The following is a 20,596-nucleotide window of genomic DNA, read 5'->3' on the forward strand; positions in this document are numbered from 1 at the left end:
AACGACACTTTCGACATCGTGATCCTCGGCGGTGGGAGTGGCGGCTACGCCACCGCCCTGCGCGCCAGCCAGCTCGGCCTGACGGTTGCGCTGATCGAGAAGAGCAAGCTCGGTGGGACCTGCCTGCACAAGGGATGCATCCCCACCAAGGCCCTCCTCCACGCTGCCCAGATCGCCGACGCCGCACGCGAGTCCCAAACCTTCGGCGTCCGGGCCTCCCTCGAGGGCATCGACATGGACGGCGTCAACGCGTTCAAGGACGGGGTGGTCGACCGCCTGCACAAGGGTCTGCAGGGCCTGGTCAAGTCGGCAGGGATCACGGTCGTTGAAGGTGAGGGCCGCCTGGTGGGCGCCAACGCGGAGGGCGGCGGCACGGTGGAGGTCGACGGACAGGCTTACGTCGGCCGCAACGTGGTCCTCGCGACCGGCTCCTATGCGCGTAGCCTCCCCGGTCTGGAGATCGGAGGCCGCGTCGTCACCTCCGACGAGGCCCTGCAAATGTCCGAGGTCCCGCACCGGGTGGTGATCATCGGCGGCTCGGTGATCGGCGTCGAGCTCGCCAGCGCGTGGGCATCCTTTGGTGCCAAGGTAACGATCGTCGAGGCGCTGCCCTCCCTGGTGCCGCTAGAGGATCCAGCGCTCTCGAAGCAGTTGGAGCGCGCGTTCCGGAAGCGAAGGATCGCCTTCCGCACCAGCACCAGGTTCAACGGCGTCGTCCAGAGTGACTCCGGCGTGGTCGTCTCCCTCGACGGCGGCGACACGATCGACGCCGACGTCGTGCTTGTCGCAGTGGGTCGTGGTCCCCGCTCCCGCGGCCTGGGGCTCGAGGAGTCCGGCGTCGCGATGGACCACGACTGGGTGAAGGTGGACGACCGGCTCGCCACGAACCTCAAGGGCGTGTATGCGGTCGGCGACCTCGTGGCCGGCCTCCAGCTCGCACACCGCGGATTCGCCCACGGCATCTTCGTCGCCGAGGAGATCGCGGGCCTCGCCCCGCAGTCGGTCGTCGACGCCCACATCCCCAGAGTGACCTACGGAGAGCCAGAGATCGCCAGTGTCGGCATCACCGAACCACAAGCCCGGACGAAGTTCGGTGACGACAACGTCGAGATCGTGGAGTACAACCTCGGCGGCAACGGCAAGAGCCAGATCCTCCAGACGGCCGGCATCGTCAAGCTCGTCCGACAGAAGGACGGCCCCATCGTGGGCATCCACATGATCGGGTCCCGTCTCGGTGAGCAGGTCGGTGAGGCTGCGCTGATCGTGAACTGGCAGGCCCACCCGGACGACGTCGCGGCAGTCATCCACGCCCACCCCACCCAGAACGAGGCGCTGGGCGAGGCAGCACTGGCGCTGGCAGGCAAGCCGCTGCACGCCCACTAGCGCAACATTCTCGACTCTTGCCTCACGGTGGGGGCTGAGTTGTCGGCTGTGTCGAAGTAGGTCGATGACCTGGGGCGCGGCGATAAGTGTTGCTGCGGCGCGAGCGGGGGCCGTACTACTGGGAGACCCACCCGGCTTCGTCGCCGAGTGGGTGCGCCGGCTCCAAGTGGTCGCCGAGGGCAGAGCCGAAATCAAAGTTCGGCCCAGGGCGCAAGAGTTCGATGGTTGAACGTGGTTCGATTCTGTCGTCGTCGTGGGCGTCAATCTGCGGATACCACGCCACGCGACCGGTGAAGCCCCCTGACCTCAGACAGGCAATCGACGCCGCCCACGTCCGTCGCGTCGAACGGGCCCTGGCAGCCCACTACCTTGCCCTTATGGGAGTGATGGTGAAGGCGCTCACCCTGGACTCCTAACGGCCTTGTGGTCGAGATCCTCAACCTCCCCGATCTCGCGCGCGGATACGAGGAGGTCAAGCTCGCGTCGGTCCGCCGGTATGCGGACTCCCTCGAAGCTCTGGGCGCCGATGCGTCCGACGTGTGGGCGGTGCCGCCTGACGGTCGAAGCGCATCGCACGACTCAGCTGCCTGCCGGCAGATCGGGGTGCGAACTGGGTGGTATGCACAGTCAAAGGATGAGAATCAGGCGGAGTGCATAGTCAACTTGAGCGCAAACTGGGCTTACGTAGCGCTAGCAAGTAGTGCGTAGCCTCAGATTGGAGTCGAACCAGATGACAGAGCTTGGCGCTCCCGGCCCCGAAGGTGACCAGAGTTGGCACCTCAAGCCGGTCGATGTGGTTGCTGCCATCACCGCGAACGCAGACCACTGCGACTTCGTAGACATCCCAGTCCCGCGAGAGGTTCTCGAGCAGATGGTTTGGGCAGCGCGTCGTGCTCAGCAGGGCAGGTCGGGCGTGCGGAACATGGTCGCAGTCGATGACAAGGGACTGATCGAGCAGTCCAAGGCCTTCCTCACCGGCTTCGACGGCACTCCGGGCGCGTTGGTCGTGCACTGCACAGACCTCAAGCAGGCGCGTGCGCTGGGTGGCGTCGAGTACGCGAAGTCTTCGACTCCGCTTGACGCAGGTGCAGCGTGTGCACATCTGGGGTTGATGGCGCAGGCTCTGGGCCTCGGCGTCTGCCGTACGAGCGGCTGGCGTGAGGTAGCGGTCCGCGAATGGATTGACCTGCCTGAGCACATCAGGCCCGACGCCGTTGTCGCAGTCGGGTGGAAGGCGTCCTGCGACGAGGTCGCCGGCGAATCCAACGAGCCCGGTCCGGTTCACAGCAACCGGTTCGGACACACGTTCGGAGGTCAGCCGTGAGCTCTCACCGGGCCAATGCCGCTTGCAATCGTCCGCCCCGACTGGGCGCTGCACCACGTGGCCCGACGAGCCGGAGTGCACCACGCCCGTTGTCCCAGTTCTTGTGCGCATAACGCTGCACGACAAATCGAAGGAAGGATCCTGCAGTGCAAGCCTCTGAATCACCCTTGAGAACCGAAGTTCATGACGGCAGGACGGCAGACGGGCTGAAGTCGGTCGACGTTGTTGATGCGATGCGGCGCAGGAGGATGCACCGCGTCTACGAGGATCGGCCGGTCCCGCGCGAGATCGTGGAGAAGATGGTCTGGGCGGCCCAGCGTGCACAGCAAGGACGTTCCGGGGTTCGCAACATCGTCGTCGTTGACGACCCGCAGCTGCTCGACGCTGCGCGACAACTTCTTCCGGGATGGGTGAACAATGCACCGGTGATGATCGTCCACTGCACCGATCTGCAGAAGGCGGCTGATGTAGGAGGCGAGCATTCGATCGATCTCTCCACGCGCCTCGACGCTGGCGCCGCCGCCGCGCATCTCGCGCTCATGGCTCAGGTCCTCGGTCTCGGCACGTGCACGATCACGAGCTGGACTGAGACGATCGTGAAAACCCTTCTTGGCTTGCCCGACCACATCCGCCCGGACGTGACCACCGCAGTGGGGTGGGTGCCCAAGACGCCTCCGAAACCGGCCAAGGGGTTCAAGACATCCCTGCACTACAACCGCTACGGCACTGACTTCGTGAAGGTGGAGCACTGATGGAGAAGATCAACGACGAGATCCTCCGGGTTGCGACACACCTGGTCATGAGCTCGGCTCTGAGTCTGCACGAGACACCAACGCATGCTGCCTTTCGGATGGTCGACGCGGCCAACCGTCTCGTCCTCCTCATCAGTGGTTCAATGGACGGCGACGATGAAGGGTTCTTGGCGACGGCGAGACATGCGTTCGACACCCACTTCGGTCTGGCGATGACCGACCAGCAGGCGTTCGCGGACTGGCTCGATGAACACTCCCGCGCGTTCGCCGAGAACACGATGCGCCGAACAGTCGCAGGGTACGAAACCGGCAGAAGCTGAGTCGCGTTTGAAGAGGATCGGCATCGACGTCGGACCGTCCAGCACAGACCTAGTCCTGCTGGACGGTCCGACCGGGTGCGCCCATCTGCGGGCCCCGAGCGGCACGGATGGAATCACCGGTGTGGTCGAGGTCCTCGAGCACTTGCGCAACAACACGGTCTCACTGGGCGACGTCCGCGCGGTCGTCGTTGGGTCGCGCTTCCTCATCGACTGCCTCGACCGAGTGGAGGGCGTAGCCCGCACAGGGGTGATCCGCTTCGGCTTGCCGGCGTCAGCCTCCGTTCCTCCGATGATGAATTGGCCCGCCCAACTTGTCGGCGCAATTGGCTCCCATGTCCACCTCTGCCATGGTGGCCACGACATCAATGGCAACGAGATCTCGCCCTTGGACATGGCCGAGGTGACCGCCGCGCTCGATCGACTCGTAGATGCGGGTGCTCGATCGGTGGCGATCTCGTCGGTGTTCTCGCCGGTCCGGCCAAGCGAAGAACTTTTAGCAGCCGAGATCGTTCGCATGAGGTATCCACAGCTGAGGACCAGCCTTTCGCATGAGGTTGGTCGACTCGGACTCATTGGCCGAGAGAACGCAACCGTTCTGAACGCTGCGCTTGTTGACGTCGCCGAGACCTACTTTGCGCAACTTGGGAGCTGCCTGGAGTCGGTCGGAATTAACGCGCCGGTGTTCCTCAGCCAAAATGATGGCACCGTCGTCGACATCGATTACGCCACGCGCTACCCCATCAGGACGTTCGGCTCCGGCATGACCAACGCAATGAAGGGAGCCTCGGTGCTCTCTGGCCACGCGACTTGCGTTGTGGCGGACCTGAGAGACGATCAGGTGAGTGTCGGGCTCCTCGATCACGGATTCCCTCGCATCACCTCAGGCAGCACCAAGGTGGCCGGGGTTCAGACCAACTTTCGCACCCCAGACGTCCTTGTGCGCGACCTGCGACCTCACCGAGGGGCCGGCCGCAAACGCTATCTAGGCGTAATCGCGGACGCCATCGCCGAACTCATCGCAAGGGTCAAGCCCGGATTCGGAGAACTACCGGTGGTCGTTGTCGGAACGGGCGCATCTCTCGGGCCCAAGTCAGTCGACGGCGCTTCGGAGGTCTTGGTGCCCGCGGACGCTGCTTTTGCTCATGCGATAGGCGCAGCTTCGGCACAGGCCGGTGGAGAGGTCGATCGTGTAGTGCCCGAAGCCACTGGGCCCGATGACATCAGATTGTCAGAGGCGCGGCAGGAAGCGATCGACCGCGCAGTCGCCGCAGGTGCCGATCCCGATTCCGTCCAGGTCGCCCAAATCGAACAAGCGCCGCTCAAATATATGGTGCGCGCGCGACGCATCCGCGTGAAGGCGGTCGGGGACCTCTCGCTGGACGCGCCGACGGACGGGGTCGGCTGTGTTCGCGACGTATGAGAATCTCCGTGCTCTGGCCGACGGGGCATCCTTCTTCGGCTCCGGGGGAGGAGGCGACTGCGAACTTGGGTACGCAATGGCTGCGCACCGCACCGCACAGGCCGTGGTACCGACTGAGATCGTGGATGTCTCTACCCTGTCGCCGTCAGACCTCGTTGTCCACGTCGCCCTCTTCGGGTCGCCAGAGATAGTAGCTGAACAGCTCCCGTCAGGCGACGAGTTCGCCCACGCCGCAGGAGAGCTCGCTGCCCGTCTTGGCCAGCGTGTCGGAGCGATCGGCACGCTCGAGATCGGCGGGGTCAATGCGTTGGTCCCGTTCCTTGCGGCCACGGACCTTGGGGTTCCAGTCGTCGATTCGGACCTGATGGGACGCGCGTTCCCGCAGCTCACCCAGACCACGGCGGCGCTCACGGAAACTGCGCCCGGTGCGATGGTGCTGGTTGGAACGGTCGGTACGACGGTGTTGCTTGACGGATTGAAATGGACGAACGCCGACGCTATCGTCGCGAACAGCGTCTCGAGCATGGGTGGATCGGCCGCAATCGCACTGTTCGGGATGTCGGTCGAGACCCTGTCCTCCGTGGGCATCCTCGGCAGCGTTACTCGTGCCATCCGAACCGGCGAAGCACTAGCCCGCCTTCCTGCGGGCGCCTCCTCCTCGAAGGCGGCCAATGCCCTTGGGGCCGCACTCGTCCTGAGCGGCAGGGTTCTAGACGTCGTGCTGTCGCCTGGAGGGCTCCGGACCATCGTCCTCGATGACGCTTCTCCTGAAGGCCGGATCGGCCGAGTCGACGCAATCAACGAGTACGTCCGCGTAGCGACTGATGGTGAGATTGTGGCCGAGGTGCCCGACATCATCGTGGTTTTGGACGAGGAGACTCTGTGCCCTACGCAAGTAGACGAAGTTCGGGTCGGGCAGCGCGTTTCAGTGCTCAGGGCGACCTCGTCCAAGCGCTGGGATCGCACAGGGAGTTTCGTTGCCTTTGAGCAGTCGATAGGGATGGAGGGCAGAAGATGACGAAGACGTGGACGGTGGCGGTTCTCTTCGCTCAGCCTGTCCTGGCAGATGCTCGATTGATCGCCGGAGCCGCCGGCCTAGGTCGGCCCGTTCGGGACGTCAGCTGGTATGAGGGCGGCGACCTGACCGACGTGTCTGAACATCTCATCGTGTGCGATCGCTCAACAGTCACCCCGGCCTATCGGCTCGAAGCGCTCGTGCGTCGTGCAAAATCCCGTGAAGCAGCGGGCATCGTCGTCCACGACTCCGACTCCGAACCCCTGCCGTCGACCGTGCGGATCGCTGACCGTGTCGGCCTACCAGTTCTTGCCACCAGCACTGACAACCTCGTTGATCTCCTTCACCGGGTTGCCTTGATCGTTCGTGCTCCAGAGCTCGACCGAGCCCGCACGATTCAGGTCCTCATCCAAAAGTTGAACGCTCGCGGCCGAACACTGAACGCTGTTCTTCAGACCTACAGCGACGTCTTGGCTCAGCCGATCGCCATCCTCGCTTCGGACGGCACGCGGCTGGAGGGCAGCGATCTCGCCCTTCCCGCAGACGCGCGGTTGGACTTGGATGTGCCTCAACAGGTCCGGGGCGACGGTGAAGCCGTCACGGTGCTGCAACCAGTGGTGCTCGTAGACCGAGCAGAGACGATCGCTTGGCTGATCACCGCATCGGACACACAGTCTGACTTCTCTGTCGAGACGATGGCCATCGCCCTGGCTGTGCTGGAACCGGTGGTGAGAGCTTGGATCGCAGAGCGCCGTCTGGGCGCTGAGCGGACCTCGCGATTCGAGGGCCACGTGCTCGCCGAGCTCCTCGTGAGCGGGCCCCCGGCTCGCGAGACAGTGCAGCGTGCTGTCGCTCTTGGTTGGCGTCTTCAAGGCTGGCACTGTGGCGTGCACTTCGGGGTTCGGGAGCGTGTGCACCAGGACGAGATCCTCTATCGCCTCGAACAACTCAGGCCGATTCTCAATGGCGGCGGCATTACCGGACCACTCATCGCTCGGCCCGACGGCTGGACCGCGTGGGTGACGACGCAGCATGAGCCGGCACCGCAGCGGAATCGCGACTTCGTCGAGCGCCTCCGTGCGCTAGTCGCACAGATGCCCGGGACTTGGGGCGTTTACGCAGGTGTCGGACGCCCTCACTCCGGCGCAACTGGCATCGGACTGACGCTGGCGGAGGCGCGGGACGGTGCTGCTCTCGCTAGAAGCGGGCCCCAAGCAAGCAGCGTCGAGCACATTGACGAACTCGGCGTCTCGCAGCTCTTGGTGGGGCTGAGCGAATCTGATGCCGCTCGAACCTTCGCCGATTCGATCCTTGAGCCGCTTCGCGACGTTGAAGGAGGAGTCCTCCTGGACACGCTGCGCGTCTTCATGGCGAGCAACATGTCGCTCTCGGCAACGGCGAACGCGCTAGGTATGCACCGCAACACGGTCGCAGCGCGAGTCGCTCGGCTCAAGACCCTGCTGTCCGTTGATCTGGACGATCCCGACCAGCGCCTCGCGCTGCACCTCGCCTGCCGAATGGAGGCGGGTGGAGAGCGTGTGTAGTCACGCCGCAAGGTCAAAGTCCCATGATCGTGCAACGCGCCCAGTCACCTCACCCGTGTTCGTCCCTACGATCTCCCCACGCCCCTACAAGGAGGACTGCTGTGAAGTTGAGTGTCATCATTCCGAGCTCGATGGATGTGTTCGTCGACGGAACTCGGACGGAGATCGAAGAGTTCGTGAGCCAAGGCACCAAGATCGATGTGGTCTACCTGAGCAGCGGCCCCGCCAGCGTCGAGTGCGAGTACGACGAGGCCCTCGCGGCTCCGCCAATCCTCCAGCGGGTCGCCGAGGCGGCCGAAGGTGGAGCGGACGCGGTCTTCATCACCTGCTTCGGTGACCCTGGAGTCCACGCAGCGCGCGAACTCGTCGACATCCCTGTTGTCGGCGGATTCGAGCCATCCATCCTGACCGCTCTGAGCCTGGGCGAACGCGTAACCATCATCACGGTTTTGCCCAACGTCGTTCCGATGCTCCACGGACTCACACGTCGGTATGGCCTTGAGTCCCGGATCAACTCGAACATCCGAGTTGTCGACATTCCGGTGCTTGCTCTCGATGACCACGACATCCTCGTTGACCGTCTCTACGTCGCCGCGCAAGAAGCGATCGAGTCAGATCGTGCAGACGTCATCGTCTTGGGTTGCACAGGCATGGTCCAAGTGGCGGCAAACCTCCAGGGAAGCTCGCGAGCAGCGGGCCGTTCGTACCCGTCGTCGACCCGACCGGCGCAGCAGTCAATTGGCTGGAGACGCAGGTTCGCCTCGGCCTGCGGGCAAGTCGTGCGACCTACATGACTCCGCCTGAGAAGGTTCGCCTTCCGTAACGGAGGTGTGCGGTGGCCTGAATCGCACTGGGTTTCGTTCCGCTTGATCAGTCAGGATGGGAACGATGGCCAGGTATACGAACGAGATGCGTGAGCGGGCAGTGCGGATGGTCGCTGAGGTCCGCCCGGAGCACCCGCACGAGACGGCAGCGTTGCGGCACGTCGCGGGGTTGCTGGGGATGAACGTCGAGACCCTGCGGCTGTGGGTCCACCGTGCTGAGGTCGACGCCGGGAAGCGGCCCGGGACCACGACGGATGAGGCGGAGGAGATCAAGCGCCTCAAGCGTGAGGTAGCCGAGCTCCGCAGGGCGAACGAGATCTTGAAGTCCGCCTCAGTGTTTTTCGCCAAGGAACTCGACCGCCCCACGACGAGATGATCCGCTACATCGACGAGCACAAGGATCAGTTCGGGGTCGAGGCCATCTGCCGGGTGCTGCGTCCGGCAGTTCGTGGGTTCATCACCTCCCGTGGCTACCGGGCCGCGAAGACCAGAGCCCCGTCGGCGCGGTCGTTGAAGGACGAGTTGCTGGTGCCGGAGATCGCCCGGTTGCACGTCGAGAACTACGGCGTCTACGGGGTCCGGAAGATGCACGCCCTGATGCGACGCCAGGGCTGGGAGATCGGTCGCGATCAGACCGCTCGGCTGATGAAACTCGCCGACGTTCGTGGGGTGAAGCGGTCGAAGAAGGTGTTCACCACGAAGCCGGATCCGGCGGCGGTGAAGCCGGCCGACTTGGTCCAACGGCGCTTCCACGCGCCCGCGCCGCGGCGGCTATGGGTTGCCGACATCACCTACGTCGCGACCTGGTCGGGGTTCGCCTACGTGGCGTTCGTGACCGACGTCTACTCACGCCGGATCGTCGGGTGGAACGTCGCCGCGACGTTGAAGGCCGACATCCTCCCCTTGCAGGCGCTCGACATGGCCGCGTGGGACGCAAAGCGCGAGGGCGCGGTCGATCTGACCGGGCTGGTCCATCACGCCGACCACGGCTCGAACTACCTCTCGATCGTCTACACCGACCGAATCGGCGAACTCGGCGCGAAGCCCTCCACGGGCACCGTCGGCGACTCCTTCGATAACGCGCTGGCCGAGGCCGTCAACGGGCTCTACAAGACCGAACTCATCAGACGGCGCGGGCCGTGGCGCACGATCGAGCAGGTCGAGCTCGCGACGCTGGAGTACGTGTGGTGGTGGAACAACCAACGCCTTCACGGGGAGCTCGACATGCGCACCCCGCTCGAGGTCGAGGCCGCGTACTACGCTGCCCAAGAATCATCCCGGCCAGCACTCGCTGTCCAAGGGAACGCATAGGAACGAAACCCAGTGCGATTCAGCCTCGTCAAGCGAGCCATCTTTGATCGGTGCGGACCGCAGACCCCGTCGGGCTGGATCGTGCCGAGCGCAGCGCTGCCCTGGGCCAGGACGAGACCCTCGTGCTGCCGCTCGTGCCTACGCGCGCGAGCTACCTGGCTGATCGCGGGGTCGGACCAATGCAACATAGGAACACTGAGACGCTTCGGCGCAAACACTTTGGGCGACCATGCACAGCGCCCAGTCAGGGCCACAAACATCCGCGCCGCGCCCAGTGACGTAGGGCCATGAACGGCGGTTTCCTCCTCTTGTGACGGAAAACGTGATGTACACCATCGGAGTCGATGACATCGAGGACCTCGCTCTTGGCGCGGTGGTCCTGGGTGCCGGCGGCGGAGGAGACCCGCACGTCGCTATGTTGATGTTGCGGCAAGCAATCGAGAAGTGCGGGCCTGTCAGTGTGGTGCATCCCGACAGCCTCGACCCGGATGCAGCGGTCTTTCCGATCGCCATGGTCGGGGCCCCAACGGTGGTCGTCGAGAAGTTTCCGAACGGCTGCGAGTTCGAGATCGTCCTGCGGAGCCTGAGTCAACGCCTCGGCGTCTCTCCGTCCGCAGTCGTCGCTTTGGAGAGCGGCGGGCTCAATGCCTTGTTTCCCCTGGTCGTGGCGGCCGAGCTCGGGCTTCCGTGTGTGGACTCGGACGGGATGCGCCGGGCCTTCCCACGGCTAGAGCAAACGCTCTTCACGCTGGGTGGTGTCTCCTCCACGCCGATTGCGATGGCCGATGTCTATGGCAACTGCGTTTCGTTCGATTGCATCGACAACGCTATGAGCGAGCGATTCGTTCGATCGTCCGTAACGGAGATGGGGATGAACGCCGTCATCGCGAGCTACCCGATGAGTGGTCGCCAGTGCGCCGACTACGGCGCTACGGGTTCGCTCAAGTACGCCTTGGAACTCGGCCGACGCATCCGCGCGATCCGCGACGGCGTGCCGAAGGCTCTCAAGACCTTCCTCGACTTCGCGGACGCGCACGTGGTCTTCACCGGCACCGTCACTGACCTGATTCGCAATACGACTGATGGGTGGGCCAGAGCTGTCGCCACCCTCGAACACCTTGAGGACCCAACCCGGCTCATGACCATCCAGATACAGAACGAGAACCTGATTGCATTCGAGGGAGATCGCGCGGTGGTCACGGTCCCCGACCTGATCAGCATGATCGACATCGAGACGGCGACGCCGATGACCACGGAGTCGCTCCGGTACGGGCAGCGGGTACATGTGCTCGCACTCCCCGCTGCAGAGCGATGGCTCCTTCCTGATGGACTCGAGCTCGCTGGCCCGCGTGCGTTCGGGTACAACCTGGACTACGTGCCGTTCGGTGTTCACGCATGACCGGCCTCCGCGTTGGCATCGACGTCGGGGGAACCCACACCGATGCCGCAGCAATCGATGGCAAGGGAGGGGTCCTCGCTTGGCACAAGACTGCGACGACTCCCGACCCGTTCGATGGGATCACCACGGTTCTTGCACAACTGCTCGAGACGATTCCTCGTGAGGCGATCGAGTGCGTCGTCCTGGGAAGTACGCACCCCCTGAATGCGATCGTCCGGCGAATCGGTCTCACGCGTGTCGGCGCCTTGCGACTCGCTGCGCCGGCCACGACCTCGATCGCTCCCTTTGCCGGCTGGCCAGCTGACCTGAAGGATGCGGTGTGCGGACCCGTCGAGGTCATTGGCGGCGGACATGAGTACGACGGCACGGAGATCGGTCCTCTCGATGAGGACGCGGTAGCGACCTTTGCGCGCTCCTGCCAAGGGGTGGTTGAGGCCATCGCAATCACAGGCGTGAGCTCGCCTGCGAACCCGGCGCATGAGCTTCGCGCCAGAGCGATCGTGGCGGGCATTCTGGGCGACGACGCCCTGGTGACCCTTGGTCATCAAGTGGGAGGTCTCGGCCTTCTCGAGCGTGAGAACTCGGCAATTCTGAACTCCGCTCTGACCAGCGTCGGTCGGGAGGTTGTCGAAGGATTGGATCGCGCTCTTGCCGGGTTGGGCATCGAGGCTCGTAGTTACCTCACGCAGAACGACGGGACGCTGCTGGCGGCCAAGGACGCGCTGCAGAAGCCGATCCTCACCATTGCTTCGGGACCGACGAATTCCATGCGCGGCGCCGCTCACCTCTCGGGGCTCAAGGACGCCATCGTCGTTGACGTCGGAGGTACCTCTACGGACTTCGGTCTCCTTGTCGATGGATTCCCGCGGGCCTCCGCGCTCGCAGTTGACATCGGTGGGGTCCGCACGAACTACCGGATGCCGGACCTCATCTCCATCGCGCTCGGCGGCGGGACGGTGGTCAAGGCAGCCGACCAGATCGGCCCCGATAGCGTCGGACACCGCCTAGTGACCGAAGCCTTGGTCTTCGGGGGAGCCACGGCCACGTTGACCGACGTCTCCGTCGGGGCAGGCCGCGCCCAAATCGGCGACCCAAACCTTGCAGACGCAATGTCTGGATCACTCGTGGACGCAGTTAGCGGCTGGGTTGACGCCCAAATTGCCACCAACATCGATCGCATCAAGGTCGCACGAGTGAACCTCCCGGTCATCGCTGTCGGCGGTGGGGCGCACCTGATCGCAGACGAGATCGCAGGTGCGAGCGAAGTGCTTCGGTTCGAGCACGCCACGGTCGCCAATGCCATCGGCGCCGCCGTCGCAGAAGCTCAAGGCACTATCGACCGCGTCTTCGCCTTCGACGAGTCGAGCCGTGAGGAGTGCCTCGAACAAGCGCGAACTGAAGCGCGAGAGCTTGCGGTGGCCGCCGGAGCAGCTCGGGAACTAGTGCGGATCGTCGAGTTGGTCGAGATCCCACTCGCATACATGCCGAACGCCGCCACTCGGGTTGTGGTCAAGGCAGTGGGACCAGCCACCTCGGCTGGTTCCGGTCCTTCCGAAGACCAAAGCCCGAAGAAATAGGAGGAGTAAGAATGCGTGCTCGAAAGTTGATGGCCACACTGGCCGCGTTGGCCGCCACCGCGATGATGGCAGCCTGTTCCACGGGATCGACGGGCAACGGCTCGTCCGCATCCGATTCGAACACCCTCGCCGCGCCCACCAAGGCTCCAGACGGTCCACTCAAGGGCAAGAAGATCTTGTACGTCGACGCCGTTCCTGGCAACCCGCTGATCGACGGAATCGCGCAGGGGCTCCATGCATCGTTGAGCGCACAAGGCGCTGACTTCGCTCGCGTATTCCAGGTCAATGCCAATAACCAGTTCGATCTCGCTGCCGGCAACCAGCGGATCACTGAGGGCATCGCGCAGAAGGTCGACGCGATCATCCTGTTTCCGTCGGCAGGTGCTGGCGCCAAGCCCGGGATCGATGCTGCGCGCAACGCAGGGATTCCCATCTTCACCATCGAAGCCAACCGTGATCTCCCAGATGTCGACGGTGCACTCCGATGGCCCGACGCCGCTCGCGGCAAGGAGGCCGCCGAGGCTCTCGCCGAAGCTGCGGGGGGATCGGGCGAGGCGGCCGTCATCTCCGGGGTTGCGACACAGAACATCGACGACGCTGTTCAAGCAGCGGAGGAGGGTCTAGAGGCCGCCGGCATGACACTCGTCGGTGACTCGGAGGAGCAGCGCAACCTGCAGGACGACGCTCCCGGTGCCCAGGAGATTGCAACTGCACTCCTCCAGCAGTACCCCGAGCTGAAGGCACTGATGGTGTTCAACGCGAACTCTGCAACGGGCGCGATCGCGGCCGCGCGCCAGCTCGGTCGGACTGACGTCGTCATCGGGACGCTAGGTGGTGAGGATGCAAACATCGACCAGCTGAAGAGCGGCCAGCTCGCCGTCGCGTACGACTTCAACGGCTACGCGTACGGCACCACCTTCGGGCCCCTGGCTGCGGACGTCGTTCAGGGCAAGACGCTTGAGAACAAGATCATCGACGCTCCTCTCGGAAAGCTCTACACCGAGGAGAACGCCGACGAGTACGTTCCGGCCGCTGAGCGTTTCCGCTATGTGAAGATCCCGTCGGGCTTCTGAAATGAGTTCAGCGCACCTGTTGGACGGCGTGCTGGGGCCCAGCGCCCCGGCGGCCGCGATTCGCGACGTCATCATGCAGTTCGGGGAGACGACAGCTCTGAACCGCGTCAGCTTTGACCTCGCACGAGGCAAGGTCACAGCGATTGTCGGAGCCAACGGTTCGGGCAAGTCCACTTTGTTGAAGGTGCTGGCCGGCGCCCTCAACCCCACGGACGGCGGGATAGTAGGGCCACATGGCGGACGCGTGGCCAACGTCCCGACGGCCTTGGCGGAGGGCATTGCGCTCGTGCCGCAGGAACCGACAGTAGCTGGGCACCTCGCTGTCTGGCAGAACATCATGCTCGGTCGAAGCGATGCGAGCCAGAGAGGCTTCTTGCGGGATCGCCATGCGCGGGTGCTCGCAACCGATGCGATCGACGGCCTCCTCCCAGCATCGATTCTGGATGCGCCTGCGTCGACGCTGAGCAAATCGACCCTGCAGTTGATTCAGATCGCCGCAGCAATTGCCAAAGAGCCCGAGTTGCTGCTCCTCGACGAGCCGACTGCAGTCTTGGACGAGGATGGCGTCGAGGCTCTCCATCGGCTCATCCGCCGACTGATCGACAGGGGGCGATCAGTGGTGATCGTGTCACACCGACTGCGCGACGTCCTCGAACTTGCAGACAACATCGTCGCTCTAGCAGCCGGCAACGCTGTCTACAACGGTGCTGCAGCGAGTCACAGCCAGCACGAGATCCTCACGCTCATGTCGAGCGAGGCAAAGCCGCGCGCTGCAACTGAGCGTACGGCTCCTACTGACGTCGTCCTGCAAGCCATGAACATTCGCGGGCTCCGAGGCCTCAACATCGACAGCCTGTCTGTGCGCAGTGGCGAGATCGTCGGCATCGCGGGTCAAAGCGGAAGCGGGCGCTCGCGTCTTGCGGCGATCCTCGGCGGTGCCTACTCGGCTGAGGGTCAGGTGCAGGTCAACGGCCGCGAGATCCGTCTCGGGAGTGTGACTTCTGCGAAGGCACACGGAGTTGCGTACGTACCCGAGGACCGCCAGGGCTGCGCGATGATGGCGAATCAGACTGCCGCGCAGAACATGATCCTCGGTCGGCGTGATGCCAATTTGCACCGGGGTCCGTTCAGAAGACGACGAGCCGAGCGCGCCAACGCTCTACAGCTGATGGAACAGTTCGATGTTCGTCCGGCAGAGCCTGATCGTCCAGGAGCCCTGTTCTCCGGTGGCAACCAGCAGAAGCTGGTCATCGCACGCGCACTCTCGTGGGGCCCCGAAGTGGTTGTGGTCGACGAGCCGACGCAAGGCGTCGATCGCGAAGCCCGCCAAATCATCCATGACGGGCTGTTCGAAGCAGCTTCCCGCGGCGCTGCCGTCGTCGCCGTCTGCAGTGAGTTCGACGAACTCTTTGATCTCGCGGACCGGATCGTCGTCCTGCGCGATGGCGAAATCGTGCTGCAGGGCCACCGCGACGAGATCACCGCAGACGACGTCCTGGCAGTCTCACTCGGCGCCCACCACTCCGACCCTGACTTCGAGTCCACTACTGAGGGAGCTTCACATGTCTGACGTTGCAACGAAACCTTCGGTGGTCGCGTCACATCCGCACTCTGCACCTCCGAGGCGCCGTGGAGTCGCTCTGCGGCAGCAGGGGATGTTCCTAGGAGTCGTGGCGCTGATGTTCGCCGGAGCCTTGGCCTTCATCCCCGCCATGCGCGATGGCAACTACCTGATGATTCAGCTCTCGGCGTACTCGGCGATTGCGATCATGGCATTCGGACAGACGCTTGTGGTCCTGCAGGTTGGCTTCGATCTGTCGACCGGGGCGGTTCAGGGCTTCACCGGCGGGGTGGTTTACCTACTTGTCGGATGGCACTGGAACGACGGTCTCGTCATCGTCGGGGCGCTCGCCGTGTCCGCTTTCATCGGCGTCGTCATTCACGGGCTCCTGATCACCAAGTTGAAGATGAACTTTTTCATCGTCACCCTGGCGACCTTCACGATCCTTCCGAGCCTCCTCCGGGTCATCCTCGATGGTTCATCGAAGTCACTGACCAGCCCCGCGCTCGACTCCCTCGCGTACGGGGCGACCTTCGGCGTGCGAAACCAAGTTGTCCTGGCGGTCATCGTGTTCGCCATCCTGTGGGTGGTTTTGAACCTGACTGTCTTCGGACGAAACGTGTACGCCGTCGGAAGCAACAGGGAAGCGGCCCGTCTGGTCGGGGTCCGAGTCGGTCTCGTCACGATCGCTTGCTACGGAATCTCGGCACTCTGTGCGGGCATCGCCGGCCTCATGCTCGTGGGAAATCTGGGTGCTGCGGATCCTGGCGCAGGTCTCGGGAACGAGTTCCTTGCACTGACCGCCGTGCTGCTTGGCGGAACCCGATTCTCAGGCGGCCAAGGATCGCTCTTCGGCACGGTCCTCGGCGTTGTATTCCTCGGGCTTCTAACCAATATGCTCCTACTCAGCGGGATGCCTCAGTTCTGGATCGGCGCAGTCCAGGGAGCGACCCTGCTGATCGCAGTTGCGGTCGACAAGGCCCGCCGAGAAGCCTGACGAAGTCACACCAAGGAAGCCATGCCTTCTCTGAAGGCTAGATTGAGCTTCCGCCGACGCGCCGCGTGACCTCCGATGCGGTGCGCTTGACCCTGGCAACGAGCGCGTGCAGATCAGGCCCCGCTTCGGATGAGTACGTGATCGCTACTGCGGCCAGTGGCAGGCCGTTGTGGTCGAGTATCGGCACGGCTACTGAAGCCAGCCCCGGCGTGATTGCGCCATCCTCGATGGCGAATCCGCGTTGGCGGGTCTCGGCCAGAACTATGCGAAGCGCGCTCAGCGAACGGAGACCGTTGCCGTGTCTCTCGACGAAGGACTGCCGGTCGGGATAGAGGGCGCGCACCTGAGCTGCAGGGAGTCCGGCGAGAATGGCTCGTCCACTGGCTGTGAGATGTGCAGGAAGTCGTACGCCTACGTCGGTCACAAGCGGTGGTCGACCCGGGGCACGCTCCTCGATCACGTAGAGGACGTCCCGCCCGTGAGGAACTGCCAGATGGGCGGATTCGCCAACCGCGTCAGCCAGAGAAGCCAGGGGTCGACGAGCCAATCGTTGAAGGGGCGCTTGACGGCTGTATCCGCTGCCGACCTCGAAGGCGGCGACCCCCAGTCCATACCGTTGCTCATCAACAAGATGAGTGATGAAGCCCTCTTCGATCATGGTGTTCATCAGGTGGTAGGCGCTCGACCTTGGAAGTGCACACGCTTGGGTGATCCGGCTCAGCGGAACAGGGTCTGGCTGCGATGCCAAAAAACGGAGCACACGCAAGGCGTTCGTCGCGGCTGGCATTTGGCCCATGCTCACAGGGTAGATGAATCTCATATCTGAGACTCTTTTGGGGAGCGTCCGGTAGCGCGAGCGATCCCAACAGCGTTCGCTAGAGCTATGGACAACAACGCAATTCAAGTTGGGGTAGGACCGGTTGGGTTCGCCGAGCTTTCGGCTGTCGCTCGCCGGGGCTACGGCGTCCAGCTGGCTCCGGATGCGGTGGACGCAATCAACCACGGGCGCGAGATCGTGGAGAGGCTTGCCGCGAGTGAGACTCCCGTGTATGGGATCTCCACGGGATTCGGAGCGCTGGCGACCCGGCACATCCCGACCGAGATGCGCGCCCAGCTGCAGAAGTCATTGGTGCGCTCGCACGCGGCCGGCTCCGGGACCGAGGTCGAGCGAGAGGTCGTCCGCGGCCTCATGCTGCTGCGGCTCTCGACGCTGGCGACCGGCCACACAGGCATCCGGCTGGAGACTGCCGAGCTGATGGCCGCGATGCTGAGCGCAGGCCTCACCCCAGTCGTCCACGAGTATGGCTCGCTCGGCTGCTCCGGCGACCTGGCGCCGCTCTCACACTGCGCCCTCGCGCTGATCGGCGAGGGCTGGGTGCGGGACTCCGAAGGCACCCGGCTGCCCGCGGCCCGGGCGTTGGCCGCAGCCGCCCTGGCCCCGGTCGAGCTCGGTCCGAAGGAGGGCCTGGCGCTGATCAACGGCACTGACGGCATGCTCGCGATGCTGGTGATGGCGCTGACCGACCTCGACCTGCTGCTGCGGACCGCGGACATCGCGGCCGCCATGTCGGTGGAGGGCCAGCTCGGCACTGATCGCGTCTTCGCGGCCGAGCTGCAGAGCCTGCGCCCGCACCCCGGACAGGCGGACTCGGCCGCCAACCTGGTTGCACTGCTGGCGGACAGCGGCGTTGTCGCGTCGCACCGTGGACCGGACTGTCACCGGGTCCAGGACGCCTACTCGTTGCGGTGCTCGCCTCAGGTGCATGGCGCCGCGCGCGACACCCTGACGCACTGTCGGCTGGTCGCGTCGCGGGAGCTGGAGTCGGCGGTTGACAACCCGGTCGTCCTGGGCACACCTGGCGGCGAAGGCCGGGTCGAGTCGAACGGGAACTTCCACGGCGCCCCGGTGGCCTACGTCCTCGACTTTGCGGCGATCGTCGCGGCCGATGTCGCCTCGATCAGCGAGCGGCGTACGGACCGGTTCCTCGACAAGGCGCGCAACCACGGCCTGCCGCCGTTCCTCGCCGACGACCCCGGCGTGGACAGCGGGCACATGATCGCCCAATACACCCAGGCCGCTGTGGTCTCCGAGCTCAAGCGGCTCGCGGCTCCGGCCAGTGTCGACTCGATCCCGTCCTCGGCGATGCAGGAGGACCACGTCTCGATGGGGTGGTCGGCGGCCCGGAAGCTGCGCCGCTCGGTCGACGGGCTCACCCGGGTGCTGGCGATCGAGCTGCTGACGGCGGCACGGGCGCTCGACCTCCGGGCGCCGCTGCAGCCCTCGCCGGCGACCGGTGCCGTCGTGCGACTGCTTCGCGAGAGCGGCATCGAGGGTCCGGGCCCGGACCGGCACCTGTCGCCGGAGATTGAGATGTGCGTCGAGCTCGTCCGCAGCGGAGCCGTCCTGGCAGCAGTAGAAGACACGATCGGAGAACTTCAGTGAACGACCGCCTCCCCATTCATGCCGCGCACGGCGCCACGCTGACGGCCCGCTCCTGGCAGACCGAAGCACCGCTGCGGATGCTGATGAACAACCTCGACCCGGAGAACGCCGAGCGCCCCGAGGACCTGGTCGTCTACGGCGGCACCGGCAAGGCCGCGCGGAGCTGGGAGGCGTACGACGCCCTCGTCCGCACGCTGACCACGCTCGGCGACGACGAGACGATGCTCGTCCAGAGCGGCAAGCCCGTCGGCGTGATGCGGACGAGCCCGTGGGCGCCACGAGTCCTGATCGCAAACTCGAACCTCGTCGGCGACTGGGCCAACTGGGAGGAGTTCCGGCGGCTCGAAGACCTCGGGCTGACGATGTATGGTCAGATGACCGCGGGCTCGTGGATCTACATCGGCACGCAGGGGATCCTGCAGGGCACCTTCGAGACGTTCGCCGCGATCGCCGACAAGTCGTTCGGCGGGACGCTCGCCGGCACCATCACCCTGACCGCCGGTCTCGGGGGCATGGGCGGCGCGCAGCCGCTCGCGGTGACGATGAACGAAGGCGTCGCTATCTGCATCGACGTCGACCAGTCCCGGATCACCCGGCGCATCGAGCACCGCTACCTCAACGTCCAGGCGGACTCGCTCGAGCACGCAGTGCAGCTGGCTGTCGAGGCGCGCGACACCCGCAAGGCCCTGTCCATCGGCGTCCTGGGCAACGCCGCCGTCGATTTCCCGGCGCTGCTGGCCTCCGGTGCGCCGATCGACATCGTCACCGACCAGACCTCGGCGCACGACCCGCTCTCCTACCTGCCGGCCGGCGTCGCGTTCGACGACTGGCACGACGCGGCCGCGCGCGACCCCGAGGGCTTCACCAAGCAGGCGCAGGCCTCGATGGCGGCGCACGTGCGCGCGATGGTCGAGTTCGCCGATGCCGGTGCGGAGGTCTTCGACTACGGCAACTCGATTCGCGACGAGGCCCGCAAGGGTGGCTACGACCGCGCGTTCGAGTTCCCCGGTTTCGTGCCGGCGTACATCCGGCCGCTGTTCTGCGAGGGCCGGGGACCGTTTCGCTGGGCGGCCCTGTCGGGCGACTCGGAGGACATCCGCAAGACCGACGAGGCGATCCTCGAGCTGTTCCCCGACAACGCCCGGCTGCACAAGTGGATCCGGATGGCGCAGGAGCGGGTGCAGTTCCAGGGGCTGCCGGCGCGGATCTGCTGGCTCGGGTACGGCGAGCGGCACCTGGCCGGCCTGAAGTTCAACGAGATGGTGGCTTCCGGTGAGCTCAAGGCCCCGATCGTGATCGGTCGCGACCACCTCGACTGCGGGTCGGTGGCCTCGCCCTACCGCGAGACCGAGGCGATGCTCGACGGCTCCGACGCGATCGCCGACTGGGCCCTGCTGAACGCCCTGGTGAACACCGCGTCCGGTGCCACTTGGGTGTCGATCCACCACGGCGGAGGGGTCGGCATGGGACGGTCGATCCATGCGGGTCAGGTGTGTGTCGCCGACGGCACCGAGCTGGCCGCGGAGAAGATCGAGCGAGTGCTCACCAACGACCCGGGCATGGGCGTGATCCGGCACGCCGACGCCGGCTACGGCCGCGCCGACGAGGTCGCGGCCGAGCGCGGCGTCCGCATCCCGATGGCAGAGGGCTGAC

Annotated in this window: 16 protein-coding genes and 1 pseudogene; 16 read left to right on the forward strand and 1 reads right to left on the reverse strand. The window is 65.0% G+C overall.

Annotation, left to right across the window (positions count from 1 at the left end):
- Window positions 1–21 precede the first annotated feature (21 nt).
- The 14 genes and pseudogenes from lpdA to L1066_RS00455 form a co-directional block, all read left to right on the forward strand.
- A pseudogene (gene lpdA / locus L1066_RS00390) lies at window positions 22–1,383 on the forward strand (dihydrolipoyl dehydrogenase); the annotation flags it as partial.
- Between the two features lie 730 nt (window positions 1,384–2,113).
- Entirely contained in the window at window positions 2,114–2,707 is a 594-nt protein-coding gene (locus L1066_RS00395; protein ID WP_235734398.1) for a nitroreductase family protein, read from the forward strand.
- 299 nt (window positions 2,708–3,006) lie between these two features.
- Window positions 3,007–3,459: a nitroreductase family protein gene (locus L1066_RS00400; RefSeq protein ID WP_376707625.1), complete on the forward strand. Its 453-nt coding sequence runs from the start codon at window positions 3,007–3,009 to the stop codon at window positions 3,457–3,459.
- Window positions 3,459–3,779 (forward strand): DUF6092 family protein, encoded by a 321-nt coding sequence (locus L1066_RS00405; RefSeq protein ID WP_235734400.1) that lies wholly within the window; start codon window positions 3,459–3,461, stop codon window positions 3,777–3,779. Before L1066_RS00400 ends, L1066_RS00405 begins: the two co-directional genes overlap by 1 nt.
- Window positions 3,706–5,199 carry a hydantoinase/oxoprolinase N-terminal domain-containing protein gene (locus L1066_RS00410; RefSeq protein WP_235734401.1) on the forward strand — a complete coding sequence of 498 codons (1,494 nt, stop codon included), beginning with the start codon at window positions 3,706–3,708 and terminating at the stop codon, window positions 5,197–5,199. Before L1066_RS00405 ends, L1066_RS00410 begins: the two co-directional genes overlap by 74 nt.
- The gene (locus L1066_RS00415; RefSeq protein ID WP_235734402.1) at window positions 5,183–6,217 is read left to right on the forward strand and encodes a DUF917 domain-containing protein; all 1,035 of its coding nucleotides are present in this window, start codon (window positions 5,183–5,185) and stop codon (window positions 6,215–6,217) included. The genes L1066_RS00410 and L1066_RS00415 overlap by 17 nt, the downstream gene beginning before the upstream one ends.
- Window positions 6,214–7,758, forward strand: coding sequence for a helix-turn-helix domain-containing protein (locus L1066_RS00420; protein ID WP_235734403.1), 1,545 nt, complete (start codon window positions 6,214–6,216; stop codon window positions 7,756–7,758). The genes L1066_RS00415 and L1066_RS00420 overlap by 4 nt, the downstream gene beginning before the upstream one ends.
- Window positions 7,759–7,859: 101 nt before the next feature.
- On the forward strand, window positions 7,860–8,552 hold the full coding sequence (locus L1066_RS00425; protein ID WP_235734404.1) for an aspartate/glutamate racemase family protein: 693 nt from the start codon (window positions 7,860–7,862) through the stop codon (window positions 8,550–8,552).
- A gap of 85 nt (window positions 8,553–8,637) precedes the next feature.
- A protein-coding gene (locus L1066_RS00430) for an IS3 family transposase (RefSeq protein ID WP_235734405.1) occupies window positions 8,638–9,893 on the forward strand; the annotation gives its coding sequence in 2 pieces (ribosomal slippage) (window positions 8,638–8,923 and window positions 8,923–9,893; 1,257 coding nt in all).
- Between the two features lie 310 nt (window positions 9,894–10,203).
- Window positions 10,204–11,292, forward strand: coding sequence for an S-methyl thiohydantoin desulfurase family protein (locus tag L1066_RS00435; RefSeq protein ID WP_235734406.1), 1,089 nt, complete (start codon window positions 10,204–10,206; stop codon window positions 11,290–11,292).
- A complete protein-coding gene (locus tag L1066_RS00440; RefSeq protein ID WP_235734407.1) occupies window positions 11,289–12,869 on the forward strand; it encodes a hydantoinase/oxoprolinase N-terminal domain-containing protein in 1,581 nt (526 codons plus the stop codon). The genes L1066_RS00435 and L1066_RS00440 overlap by 4 nt, the downstream gene beginning before the upstream one ends.
- 11 nt (window positions 12,870–12,880) lie before the next feature.
- Window positions 12,881–13,942, forward strand: a complete 1,062-nt coding sequence (locus tag L1066_RS00445; RefSeq protein ID WP_235734408.1) for a sugar ABC transporter substrate-binding protein — start codon at window positions 12,881–12,883, stop codon at window positions 13,940–13,942.
- 1 nt (window position 13,943) lies between these two features.
- Window positions 13,944–15,512 carry an ATP-binding cassette domain-containing protein gene (locus L1066_RS00450; protein WP_235734409.1) on the forward strand — a complete coding sequence of 523 codons (1,569 nt, stop codon included), beginning with the start codon at window positions 13,944–13,946 and terminating at the stop codon, window positions 15,510–15,512.
- A gap of 109 nt (window positions 15,513–15,621) precedes the next feature.
- Window positions 15,622–16,500 carry an ABC transporter permease gene (locus tag L1066_RS00455; RefSeq protein ID WP_235734579.1) on the forward strand — a complete coding sequence of 293 codons (879 nt, stop codon included), beginning with the start codon at window positions 15,622–15,624 and terminating at the stop codon, window positions 16,498–16,500.
- 37 nt (window positions 16,501–16,537) lie between these two features.
- Here the strand turns inward: L1066_RS00455 and L1066_RS00460 are convergent, their stop codons facing one another.
- Window positions 16,538–17,320, reverse strand: coding sequence for an IclR family transcriptional regulator (locus L1066_RS00460; RefSeq protein ID WP_312006637.1), 783 nt, complete (start codon window positions 17,318–17,320; stop codon window positions 16,538–16,540).
- 63 nt (window positions 17,321–17,383) lie between these two features.
- Here L1066_RS00460 and hutH point away from each other — a divergent pair, with 63 nt between their 5' ends.
- Both hutH and hutU read left to right on the forward strand, forming a co-directional pair.
- The gene (gene hutH / locus L1066_RS00465) at window positions 17,384–18,943 is read left to right on the forward strand and encodes a histidine ammonia-lyase (RefSeq protein ID WP_235734411.1); all 1,560 of its coding nucleotides are present in this window, start codon (window positions 17,384–17,386) and stop codon (window positions 18,941–18,943) included.
- Window positions 18,940–20,595, forward strand: a complete 1,656-nt coding sequence (gene hutU, locus L1066_RS00470) for a urocanate hydratase (protein WP_235734412.1) — start codon at window positions 18,940–18,942, stop codon at window positions 20,593–20,595. The genes hutH and hutU overlap by 4 nt, the downstream gene beginning before the upstream one ends.
- Window position 20,596: the final 1 nt, after the last annotated feature.

This window comes from Nocardioides alcanivorans (genome assembly GCF_021555175.1).
Taxonomy (GTDB): Bacteria; Actinomycetota; Actinomycetes; order Propionibacteriales; family Nocardioidaceae; genus Nocardioides; species Nocardioides alcanivorans.

Coding starts and splice junctions, on each gene's coding strand:
- L1066_RS00395 (WP_235734398.1), top strand. CDS start 2,114: ATGACAGAGCTTGGCGCTCCCGGCCCCGAAGGTGACCAGAGTTGGCAC.
- L1066_RS00400 (WP_376707625.1), top strand. CDS start 3,007: ATGGTCTGGGCGGCCCAGCGTGCACAGCAAGGACGTTCCGGGGTTCGC.
- L1066_RS00405 (WP_235734400.1), top strand. CDS start 3,459: ATGGAGAAGATCAACGACGAGATCCTCCGGGTTGCGACACACCTGGTC.
- L1066_RS00410 (WP_235734401.1), top strand. CDS start 3,706: ATGAACACTCCCGCGCGTTCGCCGAGAACACGATGCGCCGAACAGTCG.
- L1066_RS00420 (WP_235734403.1), top strand. CDS start 6,214: ATGACGAAGACGTGGACGGTGGCGGTTCTCTTCGCTCAGCCTGTCCTG.
- L1066_RS00440 (WP_235734407.1), top strand. CDS start 11,289: ATGACCGGCCTCCGCGTTGGCATCGACGTCGGGGGAACCCACACCGAT.
- L1066_RS00445 (WP_235734408.1), top strand. CDS start 12,881: ATGCGTGCTCGAAAGTTGATGGCCACACTGGCCGCGTTGGCCGCCACC.
- L1066_RS00450 (WP_235734409.1), top strand. CDS start 13,944: ATGAGTTCAGCGCACCTGTTGGACGGCGTGCTGGGGCCCAGCGCCCCG.
- L1066_RS00455 (WP_235734579.1), top strand. CDS start 15,622: ATGTTCGCCGGAGCCTTGGCCTTCATCCCCGCCATGCGCGATGGCAAC.
- L1066_RS00460 (WP_312006637.1), bottom strand. CDS start 17,320: ATGAGATTCATCTACCCTGTGAGCATGGGCCAAATGCCAGCCGCGACG.
- hutH (WP_235734411.1), top strand. CDS start 17,384: ATGGACAACAACGCAATTCAAGTTGGGGTAGGACCGGTTGGGTTCGCC.